This window comes from Providencia sp. PROV261, assembly GCF_028477945.1.
Taxonomy (GTDB): domain Bacteria; phylum Pseudomonadota; class Gammaproteobacteria; order Enterobacterales; family Enterobacteriaceae; genus Providencia; species Providencia stuartii.
This window is the reverse complement of the sequence record NZ_JAMPMC010000010.1, coordinates 1-22866: the sequence shown is the minus strand read 5'-3', so window position 1 is coordinate 22866 and position 22866 is coordinate 1. Positions and strand designations below refer to the sequence as shown.

General features: G+C 42.4%; 20 protein-coding genes and 1 pseudogene. 10 read left to right on the top strand and 11 right to left on the bottom strand.

The window, feature by feature from the left end:
- Window positions 1-19 precede the first annotated feature (19 nt).
- Window positions 20-268 (bottom strand): DUF2498 family protein, encoded by a 249-nt coding sequence (locus tag PR675_RS05990; protein WP_004920169.1) that lies wholly within the window; start codon window positions 266-268, stop codon window positions 20-22.
- 290 nt (window positions 269-558) lie between these two features.
- Between PR675_RS05990 and topA the strand changes: the two genes are divergently transcribed.
- Window positions 559-3153 (top strand): type I DNA topoisomerase, encoded by a 2595-nt coding sequence (gene topA / locus PR675_RS05985; protein WP_036940356.1) that lies wholly within the window; start codon window positions 559-561, stop codon window positions 3151-3153.
- 355 nt (window positions 3154-3508) lie between these two features.
- Window positions 3509-4033 carry a superoxide dismutase family protein gene (gene sodC, locus PR675_RS05980; RefSeq protein ID WP_060561046.1) on the top strand — a complete coding sequence of 175 codons (525 nt, stop codon included), beginning with the start codon at window positions 3509-3511 and terminating at the stop codon, window positions 4031-4033.
- A gap of 247 nt (window positions 4034-4280) precedes the next feature.
- Here the strand turns inward: sodC and PR675_RS05975 are convergent, their stop codons facing one another.
- On the bottom strand, window positions 4281-6314 hold the full coding sequence (locus PR675_RS05975) for a M13 family metallopeptidase (RefSeq protein ID WP_060561045.1): 2034 nt from the start codon (window positions 6312-6314) through the stop codon (window positions 4281-4283).
- Between the two features lie 322 nt (window positions 6315-6636).
- Here PR675_RS05975 and cysB point away from each other — a divergent pair, with 322 nt between their 5' ends.
- The 3 genes from cysB to PR675_RS05960 all read left to right on the top strand — a co-directional run bounded on the left by cysB (window position 6637) and on the right by PR675_RS05960 (window position 11395).
- The gene (gene cysB / locus PR675_RS05970) at window positions 6637-7611 is read left to right on the top strand and encodes an HTH-type transcriptional regulator CysB (RefSeq protein ID WP_004920151.1); all 975 of its coding nucleotides are present in this window, start codon (window positions 6637-6639) and stop codon (window positions 7609-7611) included.
- A gap of 349 nt (window positions 7612-7960) precedes the next feature.
- Window positions 7961-10633: an aconitate hydratase AcnA gene (gene acnA / locus PR675_RS05965; protein ID WP_004920147.1), complete on the top strand. Its 2673-nt coding sequence runs from the start codon at window positions 7961-7963 to the stop codon at window positions 10631-10633.
- 306 nt (window positions 10634-10939) lie between these two features.
- Entirely contained in the window at window positions 10940-11395 is a 456-nt protein-coding gene (locus PR675_RS05960) for a hypothetical protein (protein WP_004920143.1), read from the top strand.
- 102 nt (window positions 11396-11497) lie between these two features.
- Here PR675_RS05960 and hemB read toward each other — a convergent pair whose 3' ends face one another.
- On the bottom strand, window positions 11498-12481 hold the full coding sequence (gene hemB, locus PR675_RS05955) for a porphobilinogen synthase (RefSeq protein ID WP_014656045.1): 984 nt from the start codon (window positions 12479-12481) through the stop codon (window positions 11498-11500).
- Between the two features lie 191 nt (window positions 12482-12672).
- The gene (ribA, locus tag PR675_RS05950) at window positions 12673-13269 is read right to left on the bottom strand and encodes a GTP cyclohydrolase II (protein ID WP_014656044.1); all 597 of its coding nucleotides are present in this window, start codon (window positions 13267-13269) and stop codon (window positions 12673-12675) included.
- 204 nt (window positions 13270-13473) lie between these two features.
- On the opposite strand from ribA, the gene pgpB reads away from it, so the two are divergent.
- From pgpB to yciH, 5 genes are all read left to right on the top strand, one after another.
- A complete protein-coding gene (gene pgpB / locus PR675_RS05945; protein WP_036940348.1) occupies window positions 13474-14205 on the top strand; it encodes a phosphatidylglycerophosphatase B in 732 nt (243 codons plus the stop codon).
- A 129-nt stretch (window positions 14206-14334) separates the two neighbouring features.
- Window positions 14335-14652 carry a LapA family protein gene (locus tag PR675_RS05940; protein ID WP_004920126.1) on the top strand — a complete coding sequence of 106 codons (318 nt, stop codon included), beginning with the start codon at window positions 14335-14337 and terminating at the stop codon, window positions 14650-14652.
- A 6-nt stretch (window positions 14653-14658) separates the two neighbouring features.
- On the top strand, window positions 14659-15828 hold the full coding sequence (gene lapB, locus PR675_RS05935; protein ID WP_060561044.1) for a lipopolysaccharide assembly protein LapB: 1170 nt from the start codon (window positions 14659-14661) through the stop codon (window positions 15826-15828).
- 42 nt (window positions 15829-15870) lie between these two features.
- Window positions 15871-16608 carry an orotidine-5'-phosphate decarboxylase gene (gene pyrF / locus PR675_RS05930; RefSeq protein WP_004920118.1) on the top strand — a complete coding sequence of 246 codons (738 nt, stop codon included), beginning with the start codon at window positions 15871-15873 and terminating at the stop codon, window positions 16606-16608.
- A complete protein-coding gene (gene yciH / locus PR675_RS05925; RefSeq protein WP_004920116.1) occupies window positions 16605-16931 on the top strand; it encodes a stress response translation initiation inhibitor YciH in 327 nt (108 codons plus the stop codon). Before pyrF ends, yciH begins: the two co-directional genes overlap by 4 nt.
- Window positions 16932-16973: 42 nt before the next feature.
- Here yciH and osmB read toward each other — a convergent pair whose 3' ends face one another.
- The 7 genes and pseudogenes from osmB to PR675_RS05890 all read right to left on the bottom strand — a co-directional run.
- Window positions 16974-17192 (bottom strand): osmotically-inducible lipoprotein OsmB, encoded by a 219-nt coding sequence (gene osmB / locus PR675_RS05920; RefSeq protein ID WP_004920113.1) that lies wholly within the window; start codon window positions 17190-17192, stop codon window positions 16974-16976.
- Window positions 17193-17382: 190 nt separating this feature from the next.
- Window positions 17383-19326 (bottom strand): exoribonuclease II, encoded by a 1944-nt coding sequence (locus PR675_RS05915; protein WP_060561043.1) that lies wholly within the window; start codon window positions 19324-19326, stop codon window positions 17383-17385.
- Window positions 19327-19435: 109 nt separating this feature from the next.
- Entirely contained in the window at window positions 19436-20077 is a 642-nt protein-coding gene (nth, locus tag PR675_RS05910) for an endonuclease III (protein ID WP_014656041.1), read from the bottom strand.
- Window positions 20078-20092: 15 nt separating this feature from the next.
- Complete coding sequence (locus PR675_RS05905; RefSeq protein WP_004920103.1) at window positions 20093-20809, bottom strand: electron transport complex subunit E; 717 nt, start codon at window positions 20807-20809, stop codon at window positions 20093-20095.
- A 2-nt stretch (window positions 20810-20811) separates the two neighbouring features.
- Complete coding sequence (gene rsxG / locus PR675_RS05900) at window positions 20812-21438, bottom strand: electron transport complex subunit RsxG (protein WP_060561042.1); 627 nt, start codon at window positions 21436-21438, stop codon at window positions 20812-20814.
- 9 nt (window positions 21439-21447) lie between these two features.
- Entirely contained in the window at window positions 21448-22533 is a 1086-nt protein-coding gene (gene rsxD, locus PR675_RS05895) for an electron transport complex subunit RsxD (RefSeq protein WP_060561041.1), read from the bottom strand.
- A gap of 13 nt (window positions 22534-22546) precedes the next feature.
- Window positions 22547-22866: pseudogene (locus PR675_RS05890) on the bottom strand (electron transport complex subunit RsxC); the annotation flags it as partial.

The following is a 22866-nucleotide window of genomic DNA, read 5'->3' as shown; positions in this document are numbered from 1 at the left end:
ATTTTTTGGCTACGTCTCTTTACTTAAGACGGTATTGCTCAGAAAGAATATGAGACAAATGTTTATACATGTTGAATGCCGCCGTGCTTTTCGCTGTTGGAATACCATTGGCATCTAAAAAGCATTCACCTTTGAACACTAAGGTATCACGATGCTGCTCTACCGTATCAACGAACATGCCATGAATGAAGTCTTCGTGTTTCCTTATGATCTCATTAGCTTTTTCGAGAAGTTCATTTTGTGTTATAGATTGGATATTGTTGTCCATAAGTTAGCCCCCTTAAAAAAATAATTGGTTGCGTCTGGCGTTTTATCAGGTAGAGTGTGTGCTTTTCGTTGGCAATAATTAGCCATTATATGGCTAAAATCAGTCAGCTAGAACACTTTATGTTCTTTTTAGCATAGCGTGATTAGCTTGGTAGTTTTTGCGTAAACGCAAACTATTTGAAGAAATTATATTGATATATTGCAATTGTGCCGCAATATAAAAAAGAGATTTTCATTTTGTGCATTTTCATGTAGAAATGCGCCATTGTAGAAATTTAGGTAAAGGTAAATATGGGTAAAGCTCTTGTTATCGTGGAGTCCCCGGCAAAAGCCAAAACGATCAATAAGTATCTTGGCAGTGGCTACGTTGTAAAAAGCAGCGTTGGCCACATTCGCGATCTGCCGAAAAGCGGGTCCGGCTCACAAAAGAGTACAGGCTCATCTACCGACAAAACTAAAAAGGTTAAAAAAGATCCTCAAGCCGCGCTTGTGAAGCGTATGGGGGTCGATCCTTACCATGGTTGGAAAGCAAACTATCAGATCTTACCGGGTAAGGAAAAGGTGGTTTCTGAATTACAAGCTTTAGCGGCAGATGCAGACCATGTCTATCTTGCGACGGACCTTGACCGCGAAGGGGAAGCTATTGCATGGCACTTACGTGAAGTGATTGGTGGTGAAGACTCTCGCTTTAGCCGTGTTGTGTTTAACGAAATTACTAAAAATGCGATCACTCAGGCGTTTGATAGCCCTGGCGAACTCAATATCGATAGAGTTAATGCTCAACAAGCTCGCCGTTTCATGGATCGCGTAGTAGGTTATATGGTATCGCCGCTGTTATGGAAAAAAGTGGCGAGAGGGTTATCTGCAGGTCGCGTACAATCCGTTGCGGTACGTTTGATTGTCGAACGTGAACGTGAAATTAAAGCGTTTGTGCCGGAAGAATATTGGGAACTTCATGCGGATTTGGCGGATAAAAGTACGGCTGCATTACGTATGCAGGTTACGCATCAATTAGGCAAAGCGTTCAAGCCAGTCACTAAGGCGCAAACTGACGCTGCGGTGAGTTTGCTAGAAAAAGCACGCTTCCAAGTGATTGACCGTGAAGACCGACCCACATCCAGCAAGCCGAGTGCGCCTTTTATCACATCAACGCTGCAACAAGCCGCTAGCACCCGTCTTGGGTTTGGTGTGAAGAAGACCATGATGATGGCTCAGCGCCTTTATGAAGCGGGTTATATTACCTATATGCGTACTGACTCAACTAACTTGAGCCAAGATGCATTAAATATGGTACGTGGCTATATTAGCGATAATTTTGGCGAAAAATATCTGCCTAAAGACGCCAATATTTACACTAGCAAAGATAATTCGCAAGAAGCGCACGAAGCTATCCGTCCTTCCAGTGTTGATGTTCTACCCGATGCACTGAAAGATATGGAATCAGATGCGAAAAAGCTCTATCAGTTAATTTGGAATCAATTTGTGGCATGTCAAATGACGCCTGCAAAATATGATTCAACAACATTAACGGTGAAAGCAGGGGATTTTGAGCTAAAAGCGAAAGGCCGTACATTGCGTTTCGATGGTTGGACGCGAGTGATGCCTGCACTGCGCAAAAATGATGAAGACAAAACATTGCCACCAATCCAAGTAGGCTCTGAATTGTCGCTGGTTGAATTGTTGCCAAGTCAGCACTTTACGAAACCACCAGCACGTTTTAGCGAAGCCTCCTTAGTTAAGGAGCTTGAGAAGCGCGGTATTGGTCGTCCATCAACCTATGCGGCAATTATCTCTACGATCCAAGATAGAGGTTACGTTAAGGTTGAGAACCGTCGTTTTTATGCGGAGAAAATGGGTGAAATCGTGACAGATAGGTTGGAAGAAAACTTCAATGACCTAATGAACTATGATTTTACTGCGCGCATGGAAGATCAGCTTGACCATATTGCTAATCACGAAGCAGAGTGGAAAGCGGTGCTTGATGAATTTTTCTCTGATTTTAGCAAACAGCTAGATATTGCAGAGAGAGATCCTGAAGAAGGTGGAATGCGCACGAACCCTATGGTGATCACTTCAATTACTTGTCCTGATTGTGAACGTCATATGGGGATCCGTACAGCTTCAACAGGGGTGTTCCTCGGTTGTGAAGGCTATGCGTTACCACCAAAAGAGCGTTGCAAAAAAACCATCAATTTGATCCCTGAACATGAAGTATTGAATATTCTTGAGGGGGATGATGCGGAAACCAACGCGCTGCGTGCTAAGCGTCGCTGTCCAAAATGCGGTACAGCAATGGATAGCTACCTGATTGATAATCAACGCAAACTGCATGTGTGTGGTAACAACCCAGCTTGTGAAGGTTATGAGATTGAAGAGGGTGAGTTCCGCATTAAGGGTTATGACGGCCCAGTAATTGAGTGTGATAAATGCGGTTCAGAAATGCACCTAAAAACAGGGCGCTTTGGGCCTTATATGGGGTGCACAAATGAAGAGTGTAAAAACACCCGTAAGATCTTAAAAAATGGTGAGATTGCTCCACCAAAAGAGGATCCGGTACCATTACCTGAATTACCTTGCGAAAAATCAGATGCGTATTTTGTGTTGCGCGATGGTGCGGCTGGCGTATTCCTAGCGGCAAACACCTTCCCGAAATCACGAGAAACGCGAGCGCCATTGGTTGAGGAGTTGCAACGCTTTAGAGATAGACTACCTGAAAAGCTGGTTTATTTAGCTGACGCGCCTGCAAAAGATCCTGATGGTAATCCAACCGTTGTGCGTTTTAGCCGTAAGACGAAACAGCAATATGTTTCTTCAGAGAAAAATGGCAAAGCTACAGGTTGGAGTGCATTTTTTGTAGACGGCAAATGGGAAGTGAAAGAGAAATAATCATTCACTGACGTTAGCGATTAAAAGGCGATAGGTTAATTTCTATCGCCTTTTTCATTTCTGTTGTTCATCATTTTCTGTGAGCCTACGAGGTTTTTATCATTAACCACAGACAGACTCTCCCTCCATCTTATTTTTATGATGATTTGATCTCCTTTCAGGAGCCGTCTTAAAAATGCACTTATTTGGCTTAAGTGTTGATTTATGTGGCTAACCGCAAAGCAATATGATGACGGTTTGCTATGCTGATAAATAGCAATTATCAATAAATAATAATTTATTGATGTGTATTTGCTTTTAAGCAATAAACATCACAAGCAGCGATTAGGTTAGAAAGCTCACAACTGGAGGTAGAATGAAATTCAAAATGTGTTTACTGGCCGGCTTATTAACGGCTTTTGCAGCAAATGCAGCAGAAACAACAGTAGTACTGAAAGAAGCTACACCACAAGGTGAAGGCAAGGCGATTGGTGAAGTTGTTATTTCTGAAACCGATTATGGATTATTGTTTACCCCAAAATTAGCAGGTTTAGAAGCGGGTATCCATGGTTTCCATATCCATGAAAACCCAAGCTGTGAGCCTGCTGAAAAAGATGGCAAATCAGTACCATCATTAAAAGCAGGTGGACATATGGATCCGGCAAAAACAGGTGTCCATAAAGGGCCTTATGACAATACAGGCCACTTAGGGGATCTTCCGGGCTTAGTGGTTGATGCCAAAGGTAATGCCGATTATGCCGTATTAGCACCGCGCTTAAAAACACTAAAAGAGATTGAAAACCGTGCACTGATGGTACACGCGGGTGGGGATAATTACTCCGACCATCCTGAAGCGTTAGGTGGTGGTGGTGCACGCATGGCTTGTGGTGTGATCAAATAGTTGACACTGTATATTTAAACAGTAATTGATAAAACCGTACTACTTTGAGACTTAATCTAAAAGCTCTGAAATACTCAGAGCTTTTAACTATTTGAAAACTAATAAAATAAGTGCTTAAAGAAAATTTATTTGTTTTTAACAGGGGATGGTTAATACGATTGAACATTACCTGTAGATATAACCGATATGAGAATTGAAGGTTGCGGCTTTCAAATGAAAGCCGCAGATATCAAGGGGGAAAGCGCATTTACCAAATACGAATGCGTTGTTCAGGTTCAAGGTATAATTTGCTGTCTTTATCGACACCGAAAGTTTGATACCATTCATCCATATTACGAACAACACCATTGGCACGGAACTGGTTAGGGCTATGTGGGTCGGTCAAAATTTTATTACGCTCGGACTCTTTGTTGGATAACTCTTGCCAAGTTCTTGCCCAAGAAATAAAGAATCGTTGCAGACCGGTTGTCCCATCAATAATTGGCGCTTCGCCATTTGGATAATTCTCTTTAACGAATTGCTTATAAGCGCTCAGAGCAATGTTCAGCCCGCCTAAATCACCGATGTTTTCACCCAATGTGAGTTGACCATTAACCTTTTGTCCATCAACGGAGAAGCTATTATATTGTTCAACCAGTTTATCGGTTTTTTGTTTAAAGTGCTGTTTAGAGTCATCACTCCACCAGTTACGCAACTGACCAGTACCATCATACAAGCTGCCTTGGTCATCAAACCCATGGCCCATTTCATGGCCAATTACAGCGCCAATTGCGCCATAGTTATAGGCAGGGTCAACATTAGGATCAAAGAAAGGTGCCTGTAGTATTGCGGCTGGGAACACTATCTCATTTTGCACTGGGTTAAAGTATGCATTAATGGTTTGAGGCGTCATCCCCCATTCCCATTTACGGACAGGTTGTCCTATCTTACTCATATTGTCGTTATAGACCCAGTTTAAGACCTGTTTGTAGTTATCCAGTAGCGTATCGGGTTTTAGATTGATACTACTGAAATCATTCCATTTGTCAGGGTAACCCACTTTAACGGTAAATTGCTCAAGTTTTTTAAGCGCTTCTTGGCGTGTTGCATCATCCATCCAATCATTATCTTTTAAGCGAGAATTAAACGTTCCTCTGACATAGCTGACAAGATCGGTAATTTTCGCTTTTGATTCAGGGTTGAAATATTTCTCAACATAGATTTGCCCCATAGGCTCGCCCTGTAAGCGATTGACGGTTTCCAGAGCACGCTCTTTGCGTGTCCGCTGTTTTTCTACGCCGTTAAGTTTACGCGAATAAAAATCAAAGCGGGCGTCAGAAAAATCGCGATTCAAATAGGGGGCTTGATCACTTAAATAGTGAAAACGTAGGTAGTCTTGAAGTGTCGATACAGGGGTATTGGCATAAATTTGGGCTAATTGCTCTACTGCGGTATCCGTTTCAACTATCACCTTATTCAATTGTTTGTCTGAAAGTTGCCACTGTTGAATAAAGTTATCCCATGCAAAGCCTTGAGTGAACTTTTTCATATCGTTCAGTGTCATTGGGTGATAATTTTTGATTGTGTCACGGCGCGCTTCTGGGCTCCAATGAGCCTGTGCCATTGATTTTTCCAGTGCGAAAATTTGTTGGGCTTTTTTCTCAACATCATTTTCGCCCGCCAGTTTTAAGATAGTGGCAATATAGGCGATATAATTTTTGCGGATCTCCTCCATCTGCGGGGTATCGTCGAGGTAATAATTACGGTTCGGTAAGCCTAAACCGCCTTGCCCAAGGTATAAAACATAAGTATCCGGCTGCTTAGCATCCAAGTCTACCCAATAAGAAATAAATGGCGTATAGGCCGGAAGTGCCATTAATTTACTAATATCATTATGATTTTTTGCATTAGTAATTGCATCAAGGTCATCTTTGAGAGGGCTTATTCCTATTTTTTCTATCGCGTCTTCATTAAGATAACTTACATATAAATTACGAATATTGCGTTGATTATGATTGAGTTCGTTCTCTGGTGAGCTTTGCAACTGATCGATAATGCTTTGTAGTTGTTTCTCTGTCGTGAGGTATAACTCAACAAATGAGTTAATGCGCGGCATGCCTGTTGGGATCTTCGCTTTGCTTATCCAGTCCTGATTGACGTAGCGATAAAAATCATCCCCTGAAGCGATATTATCAGATAAAACAATCTTTTGGTCGCCATAAGAAACTTCTTTGGCATAAAGGCTAGGCGCTATAGCGATGGTTGACATACTGATAAGGAGCGCCAAAATTTTTTTCTGCATGTAATACCCTCTCTTCGTTGAGAATTATTGTTTCCATTACTTAAGATTAAAGCCGATTCATTTATCTTGCAAAACTGCCTATCAGCTATTCAAGCATAGATTGGGAAAATTTAAATGTAACTTTGCATTTTCTTACTAGTTAACAATGAAGATAATTTCAAATTTAAACTATTTTAGGTGAAATTTTATCATCTAGCTATTCACACTCAGCATAATGATGATATATTGGTTATATCAAATCATATACATATAGCTTTTAGTTATAAATAATAATTTTTAGCTATAGCGAATTCCTTACGGCTCTGTATAGGTGGACCTAAAAATGAAATTGCAGCAATTACGTTATATTGTTGAGGTGGTTAATCATGACTTGAATGTCTCTGCAACCGCTGAAGGGTTATTTACCTCACAGCCGGGTATTAGCAAACAAGTGCGTATGTTGGAAGACGAATTGGGGATCCAAATTTTTGCTCGCAGCGGAAAACATCTCACTCATGTTACGCCAGCAGGGGAAGAAGTTATCCGTATTTCACGGGAAGTGCTTTCAAAAATTGAGGCGATCCGTTCCGTTGCAGGGGAGCATACTTATCCAGATAAAGGCACTTTGCATATTGCAACAACACATACTCAGGCACGTTATGCGCTTCCGCCGGTAATCAAAGGTTTTATCGAGCGCTATCCGCATGTCTCACTGCATATGCAACAAGGTTCCCCAACGCAAATCGCAGAGGAAGTTTGCAAAGGGAATAGTGATTTTGCGATCGCTACTGAAGCGTTACACCTATACAGTGACTTGATCATGCTACCTTGTTATCACTGGAACCGCTGTGTTGTGGTGCAAAAAGGGCATCCGTTAGCCGAAAAGAAAAATGTGACGATTGAAGATGTTGCACAATACCAAATCGTAACATATACCCATGGTTTTACGGGGCGTTCTGAATTAGATGTGGCATTCCAAAAAGCCAATTTAGAACCTAAAATTATTTTTACGGCGACAGATGCGGATGTTATCAAGACCTATGTAAGGCTTGGGTTGGGCATTGGGATTATTGCCAGTATGGCGGTTAACCCAGAGTTGGATAGTGATCTGGTTGTCATCGATATGCGCGATAAATTCAGTTATAGCACAACGAAAATTGGCTTCAAACGTACCAGTTTTTTACGTAGCTATATGTATGACTTTATTTGGCGATTTGCCCCTCATTTAACCCGTGATGTTGTAGATAGGGCGATTGCACTGCGCAACAATGAAGATATTGAGGAAATGTTTAAAGACATTAAATTGCCTATCATCTAACTTTAGGTTGCCTTTCAAACGAGAGCTAAGCTTTTAGTGACTGATGTGAATTCAACTAGAAGCTTAGTGACTCACTTTTTTGTTCTCTATTTAGCTATTCCAATGTCAGCGTTCAATTGACAAGTTCAAAATCCTAGCATTCTACTACTCTTTTTATGAGTCACTTGGCTAAATTTCCCCGCCATTTACTGTTTTTTTGATGATAAGCACAGCAAATTTATGGATTTGACACAAAATCCATAAAGTAAATATTTTCAGCAACTATAATTACAACTAATTAACAAATTCACTGTAATTTGTTAGGTAAATAAGATGACCGATAATCATCATAAAAAACCAAGGAGGAGTTATGTCGTTGAGTCTTAAAACACAGAGTGCAGCAACACTCAGTGTCGGAAGCAAGCTCTATAATTACTTCAGTCTACCGATTGCGACTCAGCAACTCGGTGATGCCACAAAGCTACCCAAATCCCTTAAAGTATTACTTGAAAACTTATTGCGAAATATTGATGGCAAATCGGTAGTAGAAGCCGATCTGCAAGCCATTATTGATTGGCAGAAAACAGGGCATGCAGATAGAGAAATTGCTTACCGACCAGCTCGGGTACTAATGCAAGACTTTACGGGTGTACCTGCGGTCGTGGATTTAGCTGCAATGCGTGAAGCGGTTAAATCATTAGGTGGTAATGTTGAGCAAGTCAATCCTCTCTCGCCAGTTGATCTGGTCATTGACCACTCGGTAATGGTTGATGAATTTGCCACGGATAAAGCATTTGATGACAACGTTGAAATTGAGATGAAGCGTAACCATGAACGCTACCTCTTTTTACGTTGGGGGCAAAAAGCCTTTAATCGCTTTAGGGTTGTGCCACCAGGAACCGGTATTTGCCACCAAGTCAACTTAGAGTATTTAGGTAAAGCGGTTTGGTATGAAGAGGTGGATGGGAAGTTATATGCTTATCCAGATACCCTTGTGGGCACCGACTCGCATACCACGATGATCAACGGTCTTGGCGTATTAGGCTGGGGGGTTGGTGGGATTGAAGCCGAAGCTGCAATGCTAGGTCAACCGGTATCCATGCTGATCCCAGACGTTGTCGGTTTTAAACTGACGGGTAAATTGCGTGAAGGTATTACAGCGACAGACTTGGTACTGACAGTCACACAAATGCTACGTAAGCATGGTGTTGTCGGTAAATTTGTTGAATTTTATGGTGATGGTTTAGCTGATCTTCCGCTGGCTGATAGGGCGACTATCGCCAATATGTCTCCTGAGTATGGTGCTACTTGTGGATTCTTCCCTGTCGATAACGTCACATTAGATTATATGAAGTTAACTGGGCGCAGCGATGATGAAATTGCGCTGGTGGAAGCCTATTGTAAAGAGCAAGGTTTATGGCGTCATGCGGGTGATGAACCTATCTTTACGAGCACATTAGAATTGGATATGTCGACGGTGGAATCTAGTTTAGCCGGTCCTAAACGTCCACAAGATCGTGTTGAACTGGGTCAAGTTCCGCAAGCATTCCAAGCCGCTATTGAGCTGGAGCTTAACAAAAAAGAGAAAGGTGCACATCCGACAGTCAATTATCAAGGACAAACCTTTGAAATGACCGATGGTGCTGTTGTGATTGCAGCGATTACTTCTTGTACGAACACATCAAACCCAAGTGTGTTGATGGCGGCAGGTTTACTCGCTAAAAAAGCGGTAGAAAAAGGTCTAACTCGTCAACCTTGGGTGAAATCCTCGTTGGCACCAGGCTCTAAGGTGGTAACGGATTATTTAGCTCTGGCAGGACTAACACCTTATCTTGATAAACTCGGCTTTAACTTAGTGGGGTATGGCTGTACAACCTGTATAGGTAACTCTGGGCCATTACCTGATCCGATTGAGCAAGCGATCAAAGAGGCGGATTTAACCGTTGGTGCGGTATTGTCGGGTAACCGTAACTTTGAAGGCCGTATCCATCCTTTAGTCAAAACGAACTGGTTAGCGTCACCCCCGCTGGTGGTTGCTTATGCGTTAGCGGGTAACATGAATATTAATGTTAAAACTGACTCATTAGGCAAAGACGCACAAGGTCATGATGTCTATCTAAAAGATATTTGGCCATCCAGTGCTGAAATTGCTCAAGCCGTTGAAAAAGTTAAAACAGAAATGTTCCGCAAAGAGTACAGTGCGGTTTTCGATGGTGATGAGGCATGGCAAGCATTACAAGTGGCAAGCTCTTCCACGTATGATTGGCAGCCAGATTCGACTTATATTCGCCATCCACCGTTCTTTGAAGGGATGAAAGCAGAGCCGGAAGTGGTTCAAGATATTCATGGCGCACATATCTTGGCAATATTGGGTGATTCGGTAACGACTGACCATATTTCACCTGCGGGTAATATCAAAGCGGATAGTCCAGCGGGGCGTTATTTGCAAGAGCATGGCGTAGCTGCCGCCGATTTTAACTCATATGGCTCTCGTCGTGGTAACCATGAAGTGATGATGCGTGGTACGTTCGCCAATATCCGTATTCGCAACGAAATGGTGCCGGGGGTTGAAGGTGGATATACGAAACATATCCCTACAGGTAAACAGATGGCGATCTATGATGCGGCGATGCTGTATCAAAAGGAAAAGCTGCCTCTCGCTATCATTGCAGGTAAAGAATACGGTTCTGGTTCAAGCCGTGACTGGGCGGCTAAAGGTACTAATTTACTTGGTGTCCGTGTCGTTATTGCGGAATCGTACGAACGTATTCACCGCTCTAACTTAATTGGTATGGGGGTTATCCCATTAGAGTTCCCACAAGGTACAACGCGTAAGACATTGGGCCTTAAAGGGGATGAACGTATCGATATAGAACACTTGCAATCCATTGAGCCGGGTCAACATATTATTGTGAAAATTACCTATGGTGATGGACAGGTCAAAGAAATTGCAACACGTTGCCGTATTGATACCTCAACAGAAATGGAATATTACCGTCATGGTGGCATCCTGCATTATGTGATCCGCCAAATGCTCCATTAATTTTTAATCTCTAAGTTAACAACGCCCATCTGTGTTTGTTTGCACGATGGGCGTTTTTTATTGTTATTTCGCAATATATGAGGATTGAGTCTAGGCTATGATGATTGCCTATCTATATTGAGTGATGCAGAGATATCATTTTAAAAATTTCGTTATTGGAAAGAGGTATGTTTTACTTTTTATCGTGAGGCAAAAACGAGTAGAGATTATGGCTCATATTTAAACTAGCCAAGATAAATGTGGGGTTGCTGACATTAAATCAGACGTCACAAAACCAATAAAATCACCAATGTGAGGTATTAATATATGGCAGATATTAACGCAACGGATTTTTACAAAGGGGCGCTTTGGGCGGCTGACATTTTAATTACCACCTCGCCAAATCATCATTATTTAGATGAAGTCCGAGATATTCTTGAACATATTCCGAATCTCTATTCCATTGTCATGCAAACCCCAGAAACTGAAGTCTGCGATCTTCGTTTATTGGTTGATAGGGAATTCCCATTAGGACGAAATGCCGATTATGCCTCGTTTGAAATCGTACCATTATCTTTCGCTAATGAGATAGTGACAATGCCAGAAAAATCGCCAGTTCCAGATGAAATCTATCAAACAAGAGAGGATATTGGATCATGGGGCGTTGTGGCTAATACATTGAATGGCGAACAGAAATTACTTATTACGGGTCTCTATGAACCTCGCATTGCGTTAAATTATGCTCAGCGCTTTACAGAGCAACTGGCAGCACAAAAAGCATAACAGGCGATTTTGTTTAAGTACCCTCAAACATTGCTGTTTATTAAAATAACATGCCCGCTAATCGACTCGACAGCGGGCATGTTGTTATTTCTCACGCGCTCATTATCGTGACAAAATTTTATCTTCAGCTAATTGCAGGGCAAAATAGGTGAAAATCATATCAGCGCCAGCCCGTTTGATAGAGCCTAATGTTTCCAGAGTGACGCGGGTTTCATCGATAGCCCCAGCCATTGCAGCAAATTTAATTTGTGCATATTCACCACTGACTTGATAAGCACCGATAGGCAATTCAGTACGTTCACGTAGGTCACGAATAATATCAAGGTAGGCACCTGCTGGTTTAACCATCAATGCATCCGCGCCTTCTTGTACGTCAATTAAGGATTCATGAATTGCCTCACGGCGGTTCATTGGATTCATTTGATAGGTTTTGCGATCCCCTTTTAAACAAGAGCCTGCCGCGTCTCTAAATGGGCCATAGAGTGCTGACGCAAATTTAGTCGAATAAGACATAATGGCGGTATCTTTAAAACCAGCTGCATCTAGAGCTTGGCGGATAGCGGCAACTTGCCCATCCATTGCAGCAGAAGGGGCGATAAAATCAGCACCTGCACGGGCGGCTGCAACAGCTTGTAAACCTAAATTATGGATAGTGGCATCGTTATCAACGATATCGCCATGCATTACCCCACAATGGCCGTGTGAAGTGTATTCACAAAAACAGGTATCCGACATCACAATCATTTCAGGTACTGTCTCTTTACAGATACGAGACATACGTGCGACAAGGCCATTTTCTTGCCAAGCATCACTCCCTGTTTCATCCAAATGATGAGAGACGCCAAAAGTCATAACAGATTTAATACCTGCTTTGGCAATACGCTCTATTTCATAAGCTAAACGTTTTTCTGGAATACGTACAACACCTGGCATGCTGTCAATTTGCTTATAATCATCAAGCCCTTCCTCAACAAAGATTGGAAGGCACAGGTCATTAAGAGAAAGATGCGTTTCTTGGAAGAGATCACGCATTTTTTCAGTCTTACGTAATCTTCTCATGCGTTGGATAGAATGCAGGTTATTCACCGTAGCTCCTTGTTATCAGAAAAATAAACTTAACGTATTAAATTTATTCATCGAGATCATTGTTGATAAACAGTATAAACCTTATGAAATGAAAGTGAATATATCAATCGGTAAAAGTGCTACAACCGATTGTTATCATTTTAATATTAGTCAAGGAAGAGCAGTGTCATACTCTTCCATTATGAGAAGGATTATTGATGTTTAAATAACATGTGGCCCATTTTCTCAGCTTTAATATCGAGATAATGAGCATTACTTGGATTGCGACCAACAATTAATGGCACACGTTCAACGACATTAATACCTGCTTCACGCATGATATTTATTTTCTTTGGATTATTAGTTAATAAGCGAACCTCATTAATACCTAATAACTTATACATGTCAGAGCAGAGCGTAAAGTCGCGTTCATCCGCTTTGAAGCCTAGTTTGAGATTGGCTTCTACGGTGTCTAGACCTTGATCTTGCAAGGCATAAGCACGAATTTTATTAAGTAGGCCGATATTACGACCCTCTTGGCGATGATAGAGCAGTACGCCTCGACCTTCTTTGCTGATCTGAGACAGTGCCGCTTCTAATTGGAAGCCACAATCACAGCGTAAACTGAATAATGCATCTCCGGTTAAGCATTCCGAGTGGATCCGACTGAGAACAGGCTCTGGACCTGAAATATCGCCAAAAATCAGTGCGACATGGTCACGACCTGTTGCGATTTCCTCAAACCCTACCATTAAAAATTCGCCGAAAGGAGTTGGTAATTTGGCTTCGGCAACGCGTTTTAGCTGCATATTTTCATTCATTAGTTGAGATAACTCTTGCTTAATTAATAACGTTAATCGATAAAAATATTGCTTATCGATACTATATGACATCTAGCATATAGCGCAGACATTTATTTGCACACAGTCCACTATGCATTACTATAACAGAGTTAATCATTTGTGAATCTAATTTTATTGATTCGAACAGTCAACTGACATGGATAGCATAAAATGAATAAATCAATTTACCCGATATTAGTCTTTGCTGTTTTATTAATCATACCTCCTACAGCGTTACTGATGGTAGGGTGGAGTTGGCTGCCGTCTCAGAATGTAGAATCGGTTAAATGGTTATTTTGGCTAACAGAAACGGCTGGTCTCCCTTATAGTCTGATAACCTCTATCGTATTATTAGCCTTGGCCCTTTATATCTGTAAACCAAAGTTGAAAAGTGTCCTTCAATGGGTTGTTATTGTTGTATGCTGTATTTTGGTAGGACAAGGGATCAAAAGCGTTGTTAAGAATAGTTTCCAAGAGCCACGCCCATATGTGGTTTGGCTAGAAAAAGAATATGGGCTTTCAGCGACAGAATTTTATGACTTAAAAAGAAAGCAGCGAGCAGACGTTATCAAACAAACCGTTAAACAAAGTGATCAGGTTCCTTCATGGTTACGCAAACATTGGCAAGCGGAAACTGGCTACTCATTTCCTTCTGGGCATGTACTATTTGCGGCTGGCTGGGCACTTTTATTGATTGGATTATTTTGGCAGCGTCGTCAATATGCACTTGCCATCGTGCTGGCGGTATGGGCGGAAGCTATCGTATTTAGTCGGTTATTATTAGGAATGCATTGGCCTTCAGATGCAATCGCTTCTATTATCATTAGTGCAATTTTGGCGATGATGGCGTGTACGCTCTTAAGGGATAAAACACCCAATTTGAGTGAAAGTAAAAACATGTAGGTTAAATAAGGTTCAATATACATTAACAAAGTGGGCGTATAAGATAAATTACTTTGTCTGAGTGCGCCAGAAATGCTACCTTATCAGGTAGATAATTTGTTTTCATAAGAACGGATAACGGGAAAGAATGTGAAATATTTTCTGATATTATTACTAGCTGTGGTTATTTTTATTATTTCAATCACGCTAGGCTCAAGCAATAATCAGGTTATTACATTTAACTACCTGATTGCACAAGGAGATTTTGCATTATCTTCACTTTTAGCCTCTTTGTTTGGTGTCGGCTTTGTACTGGGTTGGTTAGTTGCAGGGCTATTTTATCTGCGTGCTGTGGTGAGCTTGAAAAATGCACGCCGTAAAATTAGACGTCTTGAATCACAATTGAGTGTGGATGATAAAACCATCTCTGAATCTACAGAAGTTGTGGCTCAAAAGAGCAAGGAATAATCTTGTATGTTTGAGTTGCTGTTTCTGTTGTTACCTGTCGCCGCTGCATACGGCTGGTATATGGGGCGTCGAAGCGCTCAACAAGACAAGCAGCAACATGCTAACCGCCTGTCACGTGATTATGTTACGGGCGTTAACTTTCTTTTATCAAATCAGCAAGACAAAGCGGTTGATTTATTCCTTGATATGCTCAAGGAAGACAGTTCCGCCTTTGAAGCGCATTTAACCTTAGGTAATTTATTTCGTTCACGTGGTGAAGTTGAACGAGCCATCCGTATTCATCAGTCACTTGTTGAAAGTGCCGCATTATCCTTTGAACAACGCTTATTAGCCACGCAACAACTCGGTCGTGATTATATGGCCGCAGGGGTTTACGATCGTGCTGAAAATATGTTCCAGCAATTGACGGATGAGGTGGATTTTAAGCAAAGTGCACTACAGTCATTATTGGCGATTTTTCAATTAACCAGTGATTGGACGAAAGCAATCGAAACGGCGACTAAGTTGGTTAAATTGGGTAATGAAGAGTTACGCGAAAATATTGCGCATTTTTATTGTGAATTAGCCAATCAACACTTAGGCAGTGACGATCTTGATGGGGCTTTAAACCTTCTGAATAAAGCCGAACAGGCGGATAAAAATTGTGCCCGTGTTTCAATTATGAAAGGGCGAATTTTTATCGAGCAGGAACATTACGACAAAGCTATCAATGTTCTTAAACAAGTCTACGAACAAGATAGAGAGCTGGTGGCTGAAACTTTACCTTTACTTTATGATTGCTATCAACAAATCGCAGATATGGATGCTTGGGAAGTGTATCTCCGTCAATGTGTTGCGGGTAATACGGGGGCAGTCGCTGAACTGTATCTCGCCGACATTATTGTTGAGAAGCAAAGTCATGAAGCCGCCGCAAGTTATATTAACGATCAGATTCAACGTCACCCAACAATGCGGTTATTTTATCGTTTGATGGATTACCATTTAAAAGAAGCAGAAGAAGGGCGAGCAAAAGAGAGCCTGATTTTGCTGCGGAAAATGGTCGGGGAACAAATTAGAACCAAACCTGACTATCGTTGCCACAAATGTGGTTTTACTTCGCATTCATTATATTGGCACTGCCCGTCTTGTCGTTCATGGGACACCATTAAGCCAATTCGTGGTTTAGATGGGCAGTGACAGCGTCACTTTATTACCAAATATGATTAAGGCTACTACTAAATGATTTCTTCAACTGAGAACCACGCTCGCGTATCTACTCACTCGCCAGTTATTGTTGCGCTCGATTATGAAGATGCAAACGCGGCATTGGCATTTGTTGACCTTATTGATCCGCGTGAATGTCGTTTGAAAGTCGGTAAAGAGATGTTTACCTTCAATGGCCCTCAATTTGTGAAATCACTACACCAACGTGGTTTTGATGTATTTCTCGATTTAAAATTTCACGATATTCCTAATACGGTTGCGCGTGCGGTTGGGGCAGCAGCAGAAATGGGCGTTTGGATGGTTAACGTTCATGCTGGTGGTGGCAGCCGTATGATGGAAGCGGCTCGTCAGGCATTAGAGCCTTATGGAAAAGAGGCGCCATTATTAACAGCGGTCACTGTTTTAACCAGTATGGATCAATCCGATCTGACTGGCATTGGTATTAATGCTACGCCAGCTGAGCATGCTGAACGTTTAGCTTTATTGACAAAAGCATGTGGCTTAGATGGTGTGGTGTGTTCAGCACATGAAGCTGCAAGACTGAAATCATTGTGTGGTGATGATTTTAAATTAGTGACACCAGGTATTCGCCCAATTGGTAGTGATGTTGGGGATCAGCGCCGTATCATGACACCTCAAGAAGCATTAAAAGTCGGGGTTGATTATATGGTTATCGGCCGTCCTATTACGCGTAGTGATAACCCTGCACTCACATTAAAGCAGATCAACCAATCTATTAAGGATTGTGCATGAAGGATACAAATAGCCGTTTAGTGTATAGCACGGATATCGGTCGCATCGAAGAGGAAAAACCGAAAGCACAACGCCCAAAAGGAGATGGTATTGTCAGGATCCGCCGTGAAACATCGGGTCGCAAAGGCAAGGGCGTTTGCGTGGTGACAGGACTCGATCTTGAAGATGATGCACTGGCTAAATTGGCCGCGGAATTAAAGAAAAAATGTGGTTGCGGTGGCTCAGTAAAAGACGGTGATATTGAAATTCAGGGTGATAAGAGAGAGCTGATTAAGCAACTTCTTGAAGCAAAAGGTTATCAAGTGAAGTTAGCGGGTGGATAACACAATATAGGATAAGGGGGGCATCCCCCCTTATCCATAGATTTATTTTCCGACTTGGTTACCAATAATCCCACCAACTGCAGCGCCACCAACCGTTCCCAGTGCACTACCGCCCGTTAGGATAGCACCGCCTACAGCACCTACGCCAGCACCTACAGCCGTATTCTTATCTCGCTTTGACATATTAGAGCATGCGCTAACGCTTATTGCGATAAGGGTTGCAAGTGTGAATGTCATAATGCGTTTACTTGTCGTGTTCATTTTAGTGACTCCGAGTTTTAAGGACGCTACCAAATTATCACAATCAGTAATTATACGAATCAGAATTATCGGGAATTAATGTATATAAAAAGCGACAATATATCTGAGTGGAACTCATTAAGAAGGAAAAGTAAGAAACAATATGCTACTGCTAAAACCAGTAGCATATTTATTATAGCATCAAAAGTAATTATGCGGCAGGGCGAGCAACAATATTGCGAGTTTCCATACGTACTTCAGCGATATTAACATTAATAATATCGTTGAGTTTGTATGCGGGTTCGCCTTTGATTAACACGCTACCTGTTTCTTGGCTGCACTGGATCTCATCGCGTACAGCGTGTAAGAACGGCGCTGGAATAAAGGCTACGGCACCATTGTCGGTTAACCTCACTCGTACACCACCACGTGTGATATCGATAATTTCCGCAGGGAATGCCTTGTCTGTACCTTCGAAAGGTTTTAAAAAGCGCGCATATAACCAATCACCAACATCACGTTCAGCCATGCGATTGGCTCGGCGACGCTCCGCTAATTTAATCGATAACTCTTCTGTCGGTTTATCAGTTGAGGGTTTACCCGCAATAACCGATTTAAGTAGACGATGGTTAACAATATCCGTGTATTTACGGATTGGTGATGTCCACGTTGCGTAAGCCTCAAAACCTAATCCAAAGTGAGGGCCGGGTTCGCCTTTGACTTCTGCAAAGGTTTGGAATCGACGAATGCGGCTATCTAAGAATTGTGTCGGTTGTGCATCTAATTGGCGGCGTAGTTGGCGGAAACCTTCTAAGGTGAGCAGGGATTCGGCCGTTGTCTCAATACCATGCTCTTTCAATGTTTGTACAACTTGCTCTATTTGTAATGGCTCAAAGCCCATATGAACGTTGAATACGCCAAAACCTAATGTGTTTTTGAGCTGTGTTGCGGCACACAAGTTAGCGGTGATCATCGCTTCTTCGACAATACGGTTTGCCGTACGGCGGCTTTCGACGACGATGTCAATAACATTCCCTTTGTCATCTAACAAGAAACGATAGTCAGGGCGATCTTTAAAGACTAACGCATTTTGTTGACGCCATTGATGACGCTTATCCGCCATTTCTTTCAGTAATTCAATCTGTTGCTGATCTACATCATTAGTTGGTTGCCAGCTACCTGATTTTTCTAGCCAATCGGAAACTTCGTCATAAACCAGCTTTGATTTAGACTCAACCCATGCACTGAAAAACTGAATATCTTCAGCTAGGTTACCATCATCCAAAATGGTTGCGGCACACACTAATGCTGGACGGCGCTCATTTGGGCGTAAAGAGCAGAGGTTATCTGAAAGCTCACGAGGTAACATCGGAATATTAAAGCCAGGCAAGTAGTTCGTATAAGCGCGAGCTAAAGCGAGCTTATCTAATTCACTGCCTTCTTTGATATAACTGGTTGGATCCGCGATAGCGATATAAAGTTTTAAATGACCGTCTGCTGTTCTTTCAATATACAGAGCATCATCCATATCTTCTGTACTTGCACTGTCGATAGTCACGAAATGCAGGTCGGTAAGGTCAACACGCTCAATGCCTTCATCATCGCGTTCACTGTGAACCATTTGCGGCTCAGCACGATCAAGTTGATGACGACGTAAAGTGACCCACCAAGGGGCGAAATGGTCATTAGCATCGGTGATGTACTCAGTGATATCAGCGTAAAAACCTTTATCACCTTTTAAAGGATGGCGACGCATCTGTGCAACAACCCAATCACCTTGAGCAAATTCATGGTCGATGTCTTTTACTGGGCGACAAGAAATAGCATCTTTTAGCAGTGGATGATCAGGGATCACAAATAAGCGGTTGTCATTATCTTTCTTCTGAATGCGCCCGACAAAGCGGCTGAGAAAGGGTTCAACAAGTTCTTCTGGTTCAGCGAATTCACGGTCTTTGTCTGTATGAATGGCCGCGATAACGCGATCGCCATGCATCACTTTTTTCATTTGTGGAGGTGGAACAAAGTAGCTTTTTTGGCCATCTACTTCGAGAAAACCGAAACCTTTATCGGTGCTTTTTACCAATCCTTCAACGCGAGGCGTTTGGGAGTGCAGTTGCTGTTTAAGTTGCGCGAGCAATGGGTTGTCTTGGAACATACTTACCGTTTTTATGGAGGTTGAGTTTGGCTCCCATTGTTACGTAAGACAAAGTCTTAGAGCAAGAAAAAATTTGCATTGTGAACAAATAACTGGGAGCAGTGTAATGTTAATTCTCAGGGTACACCTTATCTTTAAATTCGCAGAGATCTTCAATAATACAAGACCCACAGCGCGGTTTGCGTGCGATACAGGTATAGCGACCATGTAAAATGAACCAATGATGGCAGTCGACTTTAAACTCTGTGGGAACGACTTTGAGAAGTTTTTCTTCGACTTCAACGACATTTTTACCTGGAGCAAAATTGGTACGATTACAAACTCGAAAAATATGCGTATCAACAGCAATGGTTGGCCAGCCAAAAGCCGTGTTTAACACCACATTTGCTGTTTTACGACCAACGCCGGGTAAGGCCTCTAAAGCTGCGCGATCTTCAGGAACTTGGCTATTATGCTTTTCAATTAAGATTTTGCAGGTTTTGATAACACTTTCAGCTTTAGTGTTAAACAGACCAATTGTTTTTATATACTCTTTGATACCATCGACGCCCAAAGCGAGCATGGCTTCAGGAGTATTAGCGACAGGATATAATTTGGCTGTTGCTTTATTAACGCTGACATCAGTCGCCTGTGCAGATAACAAAACCGCTATCAACAGCTCAAAAGGGGAGTTAAATTGTAACTCAGTTGTTGGATTGGGATTGTTATCGCGCAGGCGAGTCAATATCTCAATACGTTTTGATTTATTCATAGCTCACAATTAATCTTATCTAGAAATATGGCTGCCGCATCCTTGTTCTTTTTGGTATTCACGTTCAGGTTGTTGGCCCGATTTTAGGGCGGCTCGTTTTTTCATTTTCTCATCAATTAAATATTTGCCCGCAAGCATCAGGGCGAGGCCGATAAAGGCGCCCGGTGGCAGCATAGCGAGTAAAAATGGTGAGTCAAGGTGTAAAACCTCTATTCGCAATGATTTGGCCCATGATCCTAGTAGTAAATCCGCACCGTCAAACAGTGTGCCATTACCTAAAATCTCGCGCATAGCCCCTAAAACGAACAAGGCTGCCGTTGCACCTAACCCCATCGCAAGGCCATCAATAGCAGAAAGTGGTACAGGATTCCGTGAGGCATAAGCCTCAGCGCGACCAATTACAATACAGTTGGTCACAATCAGCGGAATAAATATGCCCAGCGATTCATATAGGCCAAACGCATAGGCGTTAATAAGCATCTGTACTGCACTAACGACAGAGGCAATGATCATAACATAAATAGGAATACGAATTTCAGCTGGTACCCAACGACGAAATGCGGATACGGCAACATTGGTACAGACCAGCACTAATGTTGTAGCAAGTCCTAACCCTAATGCATTGGTCGCTGTTGATGAAACAGCCAGTAATGGGCATAGGCCTAAAAGCTGTACAAGTGCCGAGTTGTTTTTCCATAAGCCCTGTACAAAAAGTTCTTTAGATTGACTCATAATTATTCAGCTCCACAAATAGGATAGCTAGAGAGATTTTGTGGTATTTTTTGCATAAAAATGGCGGTACGTTTGGTCGCATTAACAACCGCTCTTGGGGTTATGGTTGCCCCAGTAAATTGGTCAAAATCACCGCCATCTTTTTTAACCGCCCATTTGGGGTCATGGTCGGATTCAACTTTCCCTGTGAGCAAAGTGATCCAGTTTGAAATTCGTGTTTCAATTTTATCGCCGAGACCCGGTGTTTCATGATGCTCTGTCACTCTAACACCTAGCACATTTCCATTAAAATCTGCACCGACTAAGAGATGTATTGCACCTGAATAGCCGTCGGGTGCTGTAGATTCAAGGGCGGCGGCAACAGGCTCACCATTCTTTCTCGCAATATATAACCGATGTGGCTGCTTGCTGCCTAGCTCAGCTTCTGCTCCGACTAAATAACACTCCTGCCCAAATGCATTATCATACAGGCTAGTTGGTACGACTTGGTCAAGTAGCTGTTTTTGTACGATCGCCGCTTGTTGTGCGATTGTCTCTTTCGTTAAGGTATAAACAGCCGCACTAAGTGCAGTTGTGCCGGCTGCAAAAATAGCCAAGATGGCTCCATGACGACGCATTGTGTTTAACATATAGGCTCCTTACTTATGTCCATGCCCGTATGCACGAGGTTGCGTATAATGGTCAATGAGAGGCACCGCAATATTAGTTAGTAGCACAGCGAAAGCGACAGCATCGGGATAACCACCGTAAACACGGATTAGCCACACTAATAAGCCAATCATTACACCGTAAATCAAGCGGCCTTTTGGTGTCGTCGATGCCGTAACTGGATCTGTTGCAATAAAAAATGCCCCTAGCATAGTTGCGCCGGAGAGTAACTGTACTAGTGGTGGCGAGTAGCGACCATCATCTAATAACCAACTGACTACTGAACAGAATGCTAAGGTGGCAAGGAATGAAACAGGGATCTGCCAACTAATAATCCGACGGTTTAACATTATGAGGCCGCCGATTAAATAGGCAATATTGACCCATTGCCAACCAATACCCGCCAGAGAGCCTTGTAAAATTGGTTGCTGTAAAACATCAGAAATCGAATGGGTTAATAGCCCTGTTTTAAAGCTGTCTAATGGTGTTGCTTGGCTCATTCCATCGACACCCATTCGCAAGGCATCCAGCGTGATCCCCGATGGAGTATGTCCAGTGAAGATAATTGAAAGGCTCTCTAGTGCATTGATATTAAGAGTCTGTAATTCAGAGGGCGGGAGCCAACTGGTCATTTGTACAGGAAAAGAAATTAGTAATACGACATAACCCACCATTGCAGGGTTAAATGGATTTTGCCCCAAACCACCATAACATTGTTTAGCAATGATCACGGCAAAGGCAGTTCCAAGAACGATCATCCACCAAGGCGCTAATGGCGGTAGACTCACACCCAGTAATAGCGCGGTAACAATGGCTGAATTATCTTTAAGAACGTTAATAACAGGCTTTTTACGTAAACGGATAGCGATGCCTTCTGTGATCACAGCAGCCAGCATGGCTAAAACAATTTGATAGAGAGTGCCAATACCAAAGAAGTAAATTTGTGCTGCAATACCCGGTATCGCAGCCAATAAAACCCAAAGCATAACAAGACTAGTGCTTTGGTTATCATGGGTAAATGGCGCGCTAGCGATTTTTAAACGACGGTTATTTGGATCAATAGGCCTAAATTTCATGGTGTTTAATCACTTACTCTATCATTGTTTGTTCGTTTTGTTTTTGAGCTTGTTTGGCTTTTACGCGAGCTATCGCCGCAGCAACCGCAACTTTACGAGGATCTGTTTCTTCTTCAATGGGTTGTTCAGCAGCAGGTGACAGCATTTCCTCCTCACTCACTTGAGCCTCAAGTTGTGCTTTCTCTTGGGCTGCTTTTTTCGCTTTAGCACGGGCAATAGCGGCAGCGACTGCGGCTTTACGCGGATCAATGTCGGCTGGCTCAGTTTCTGCCGTTGCAGGTTCAACTTCTGCTTGTTGCGCTGCTTTTTTCGCTTTGGCACGGGCAATAGCAG

Bases quoted from the DNA above. Each gene is read 5' to 3' on its own strand.
- PR675_RS05905 (WP_004920103.1), bottom strand. From the start codon at position 20,809: ATGAGTCAATCTAAAGAACTTTTTGTACAGGGCTTATGGAAAAACAAC.
- sodC (WP_060561046.1), top strand. From the start codon at position 3,509: ATGAAATTCAAAATGTGTTTACTGGCCGGCTTATTAACGGCTTTTGCA.
- PR675_RS05975 (WP_060561045.1), bottom strand. From the start codon at position 6,314: ATGCAGAAAAAAATTTTGGCGCTCCTTATCAGTATGTCAACCATCGCT.
- acnA (WP_004920147.1), top strand. From the start codon at position 7,961: ATGTCGTTGAGTCTTAAAACACAGAGTGCAGCAACACTCAGTGTCGGA.
- PR675_RS05915 (WP_060561043.1), bottom strand. From the start codon at position 19,326: ATGTTCCAAGACAACCCATTGCTCGCGCAACTTAAACAGCAACTGCAC.
- osmB (WP_004920113.1), bottom strand. From the start codon at position 17,192: ATGAACACGACAAGTAAACGCATTATGACATTCACACTTGCAACCCTT.
- rsxD (WP_060561041.1), bottom strand. From the start codon at position 22,533: ATGAAATTTAGGCCTATTGATCCAAATAACCGTCGTTTAAAAATCGCT.
- rsxG (WP_060561042.1), bottom strand. From the start codon at position 21,438: ATGTTAAACACAATGCGTCGTCATGGAGCCATCTTGGCTATTTTTGCA.
- nth (WP_014656041.1), bottom strand. From the start codon at position 20,077: ATGAATAAATCAAAACGTATTGAGATATTGACTCGCCTGCGCGATAAC.
- PR675_RS05960 (WP_004920143.1), top strand. From the start codon at position 10,940: ATGGCAGATATTAACGCAACGGATTTTTACAAAGGGGCGCTTTGGGCG.
- yciH (WP_004920116.1), top strand. From the start codon at position 16,605: ATGAAGGATACAAATAGCCGTTTAGTGTATAGCACGGATATCGGTCGC.
- lapB (WP_060561044.1), top strand. From the start codon at position 14,659: ATGTTTGAGTTGCTGTTTCTGTTGTTACCTGTCGCCGCTGCATACGGC.
- pyrF (WP_004920118.1), top strand. From the start codon at position 15,871: ATGATTTCTTCAACTGAGAACCACGCTCGCGTATCTACTCACTCGCCA.
- PR675_RS05990 (WP_004920169.1), bottom strand. From the start codon at position 268: ATGGACAACAATATCCAATCTATAACACAAAATGAACTTCTCGAAAAA.
- ribA (WP_014656044.1), bottom strand. From the start codon at position 13,269: ATGCAGCTAAAACGCGTTGCCGAAGCCAAATTACCAACTCCTTTCGGC.
- pgpB (WP_036940348.1), top strand. From the start codon at position 13,474: ATGAATAAATCAATTTACCCGATATTAGTCTTTGCTGTTTTATTAATC.
- topA (WP_036940356.1), top strand. From the start codon at position 559: ATGGGTAAAGCTCTTGTTATCGTGGAGTCCCCGGCAAAAGCCAAAACG.
- cysB (WP_004920151.1), top strand. From the start codon at position 6,637: ATGAAATTGCAGCAATTACGTTATATTGTTGAGGTGGTTAATCATGAC.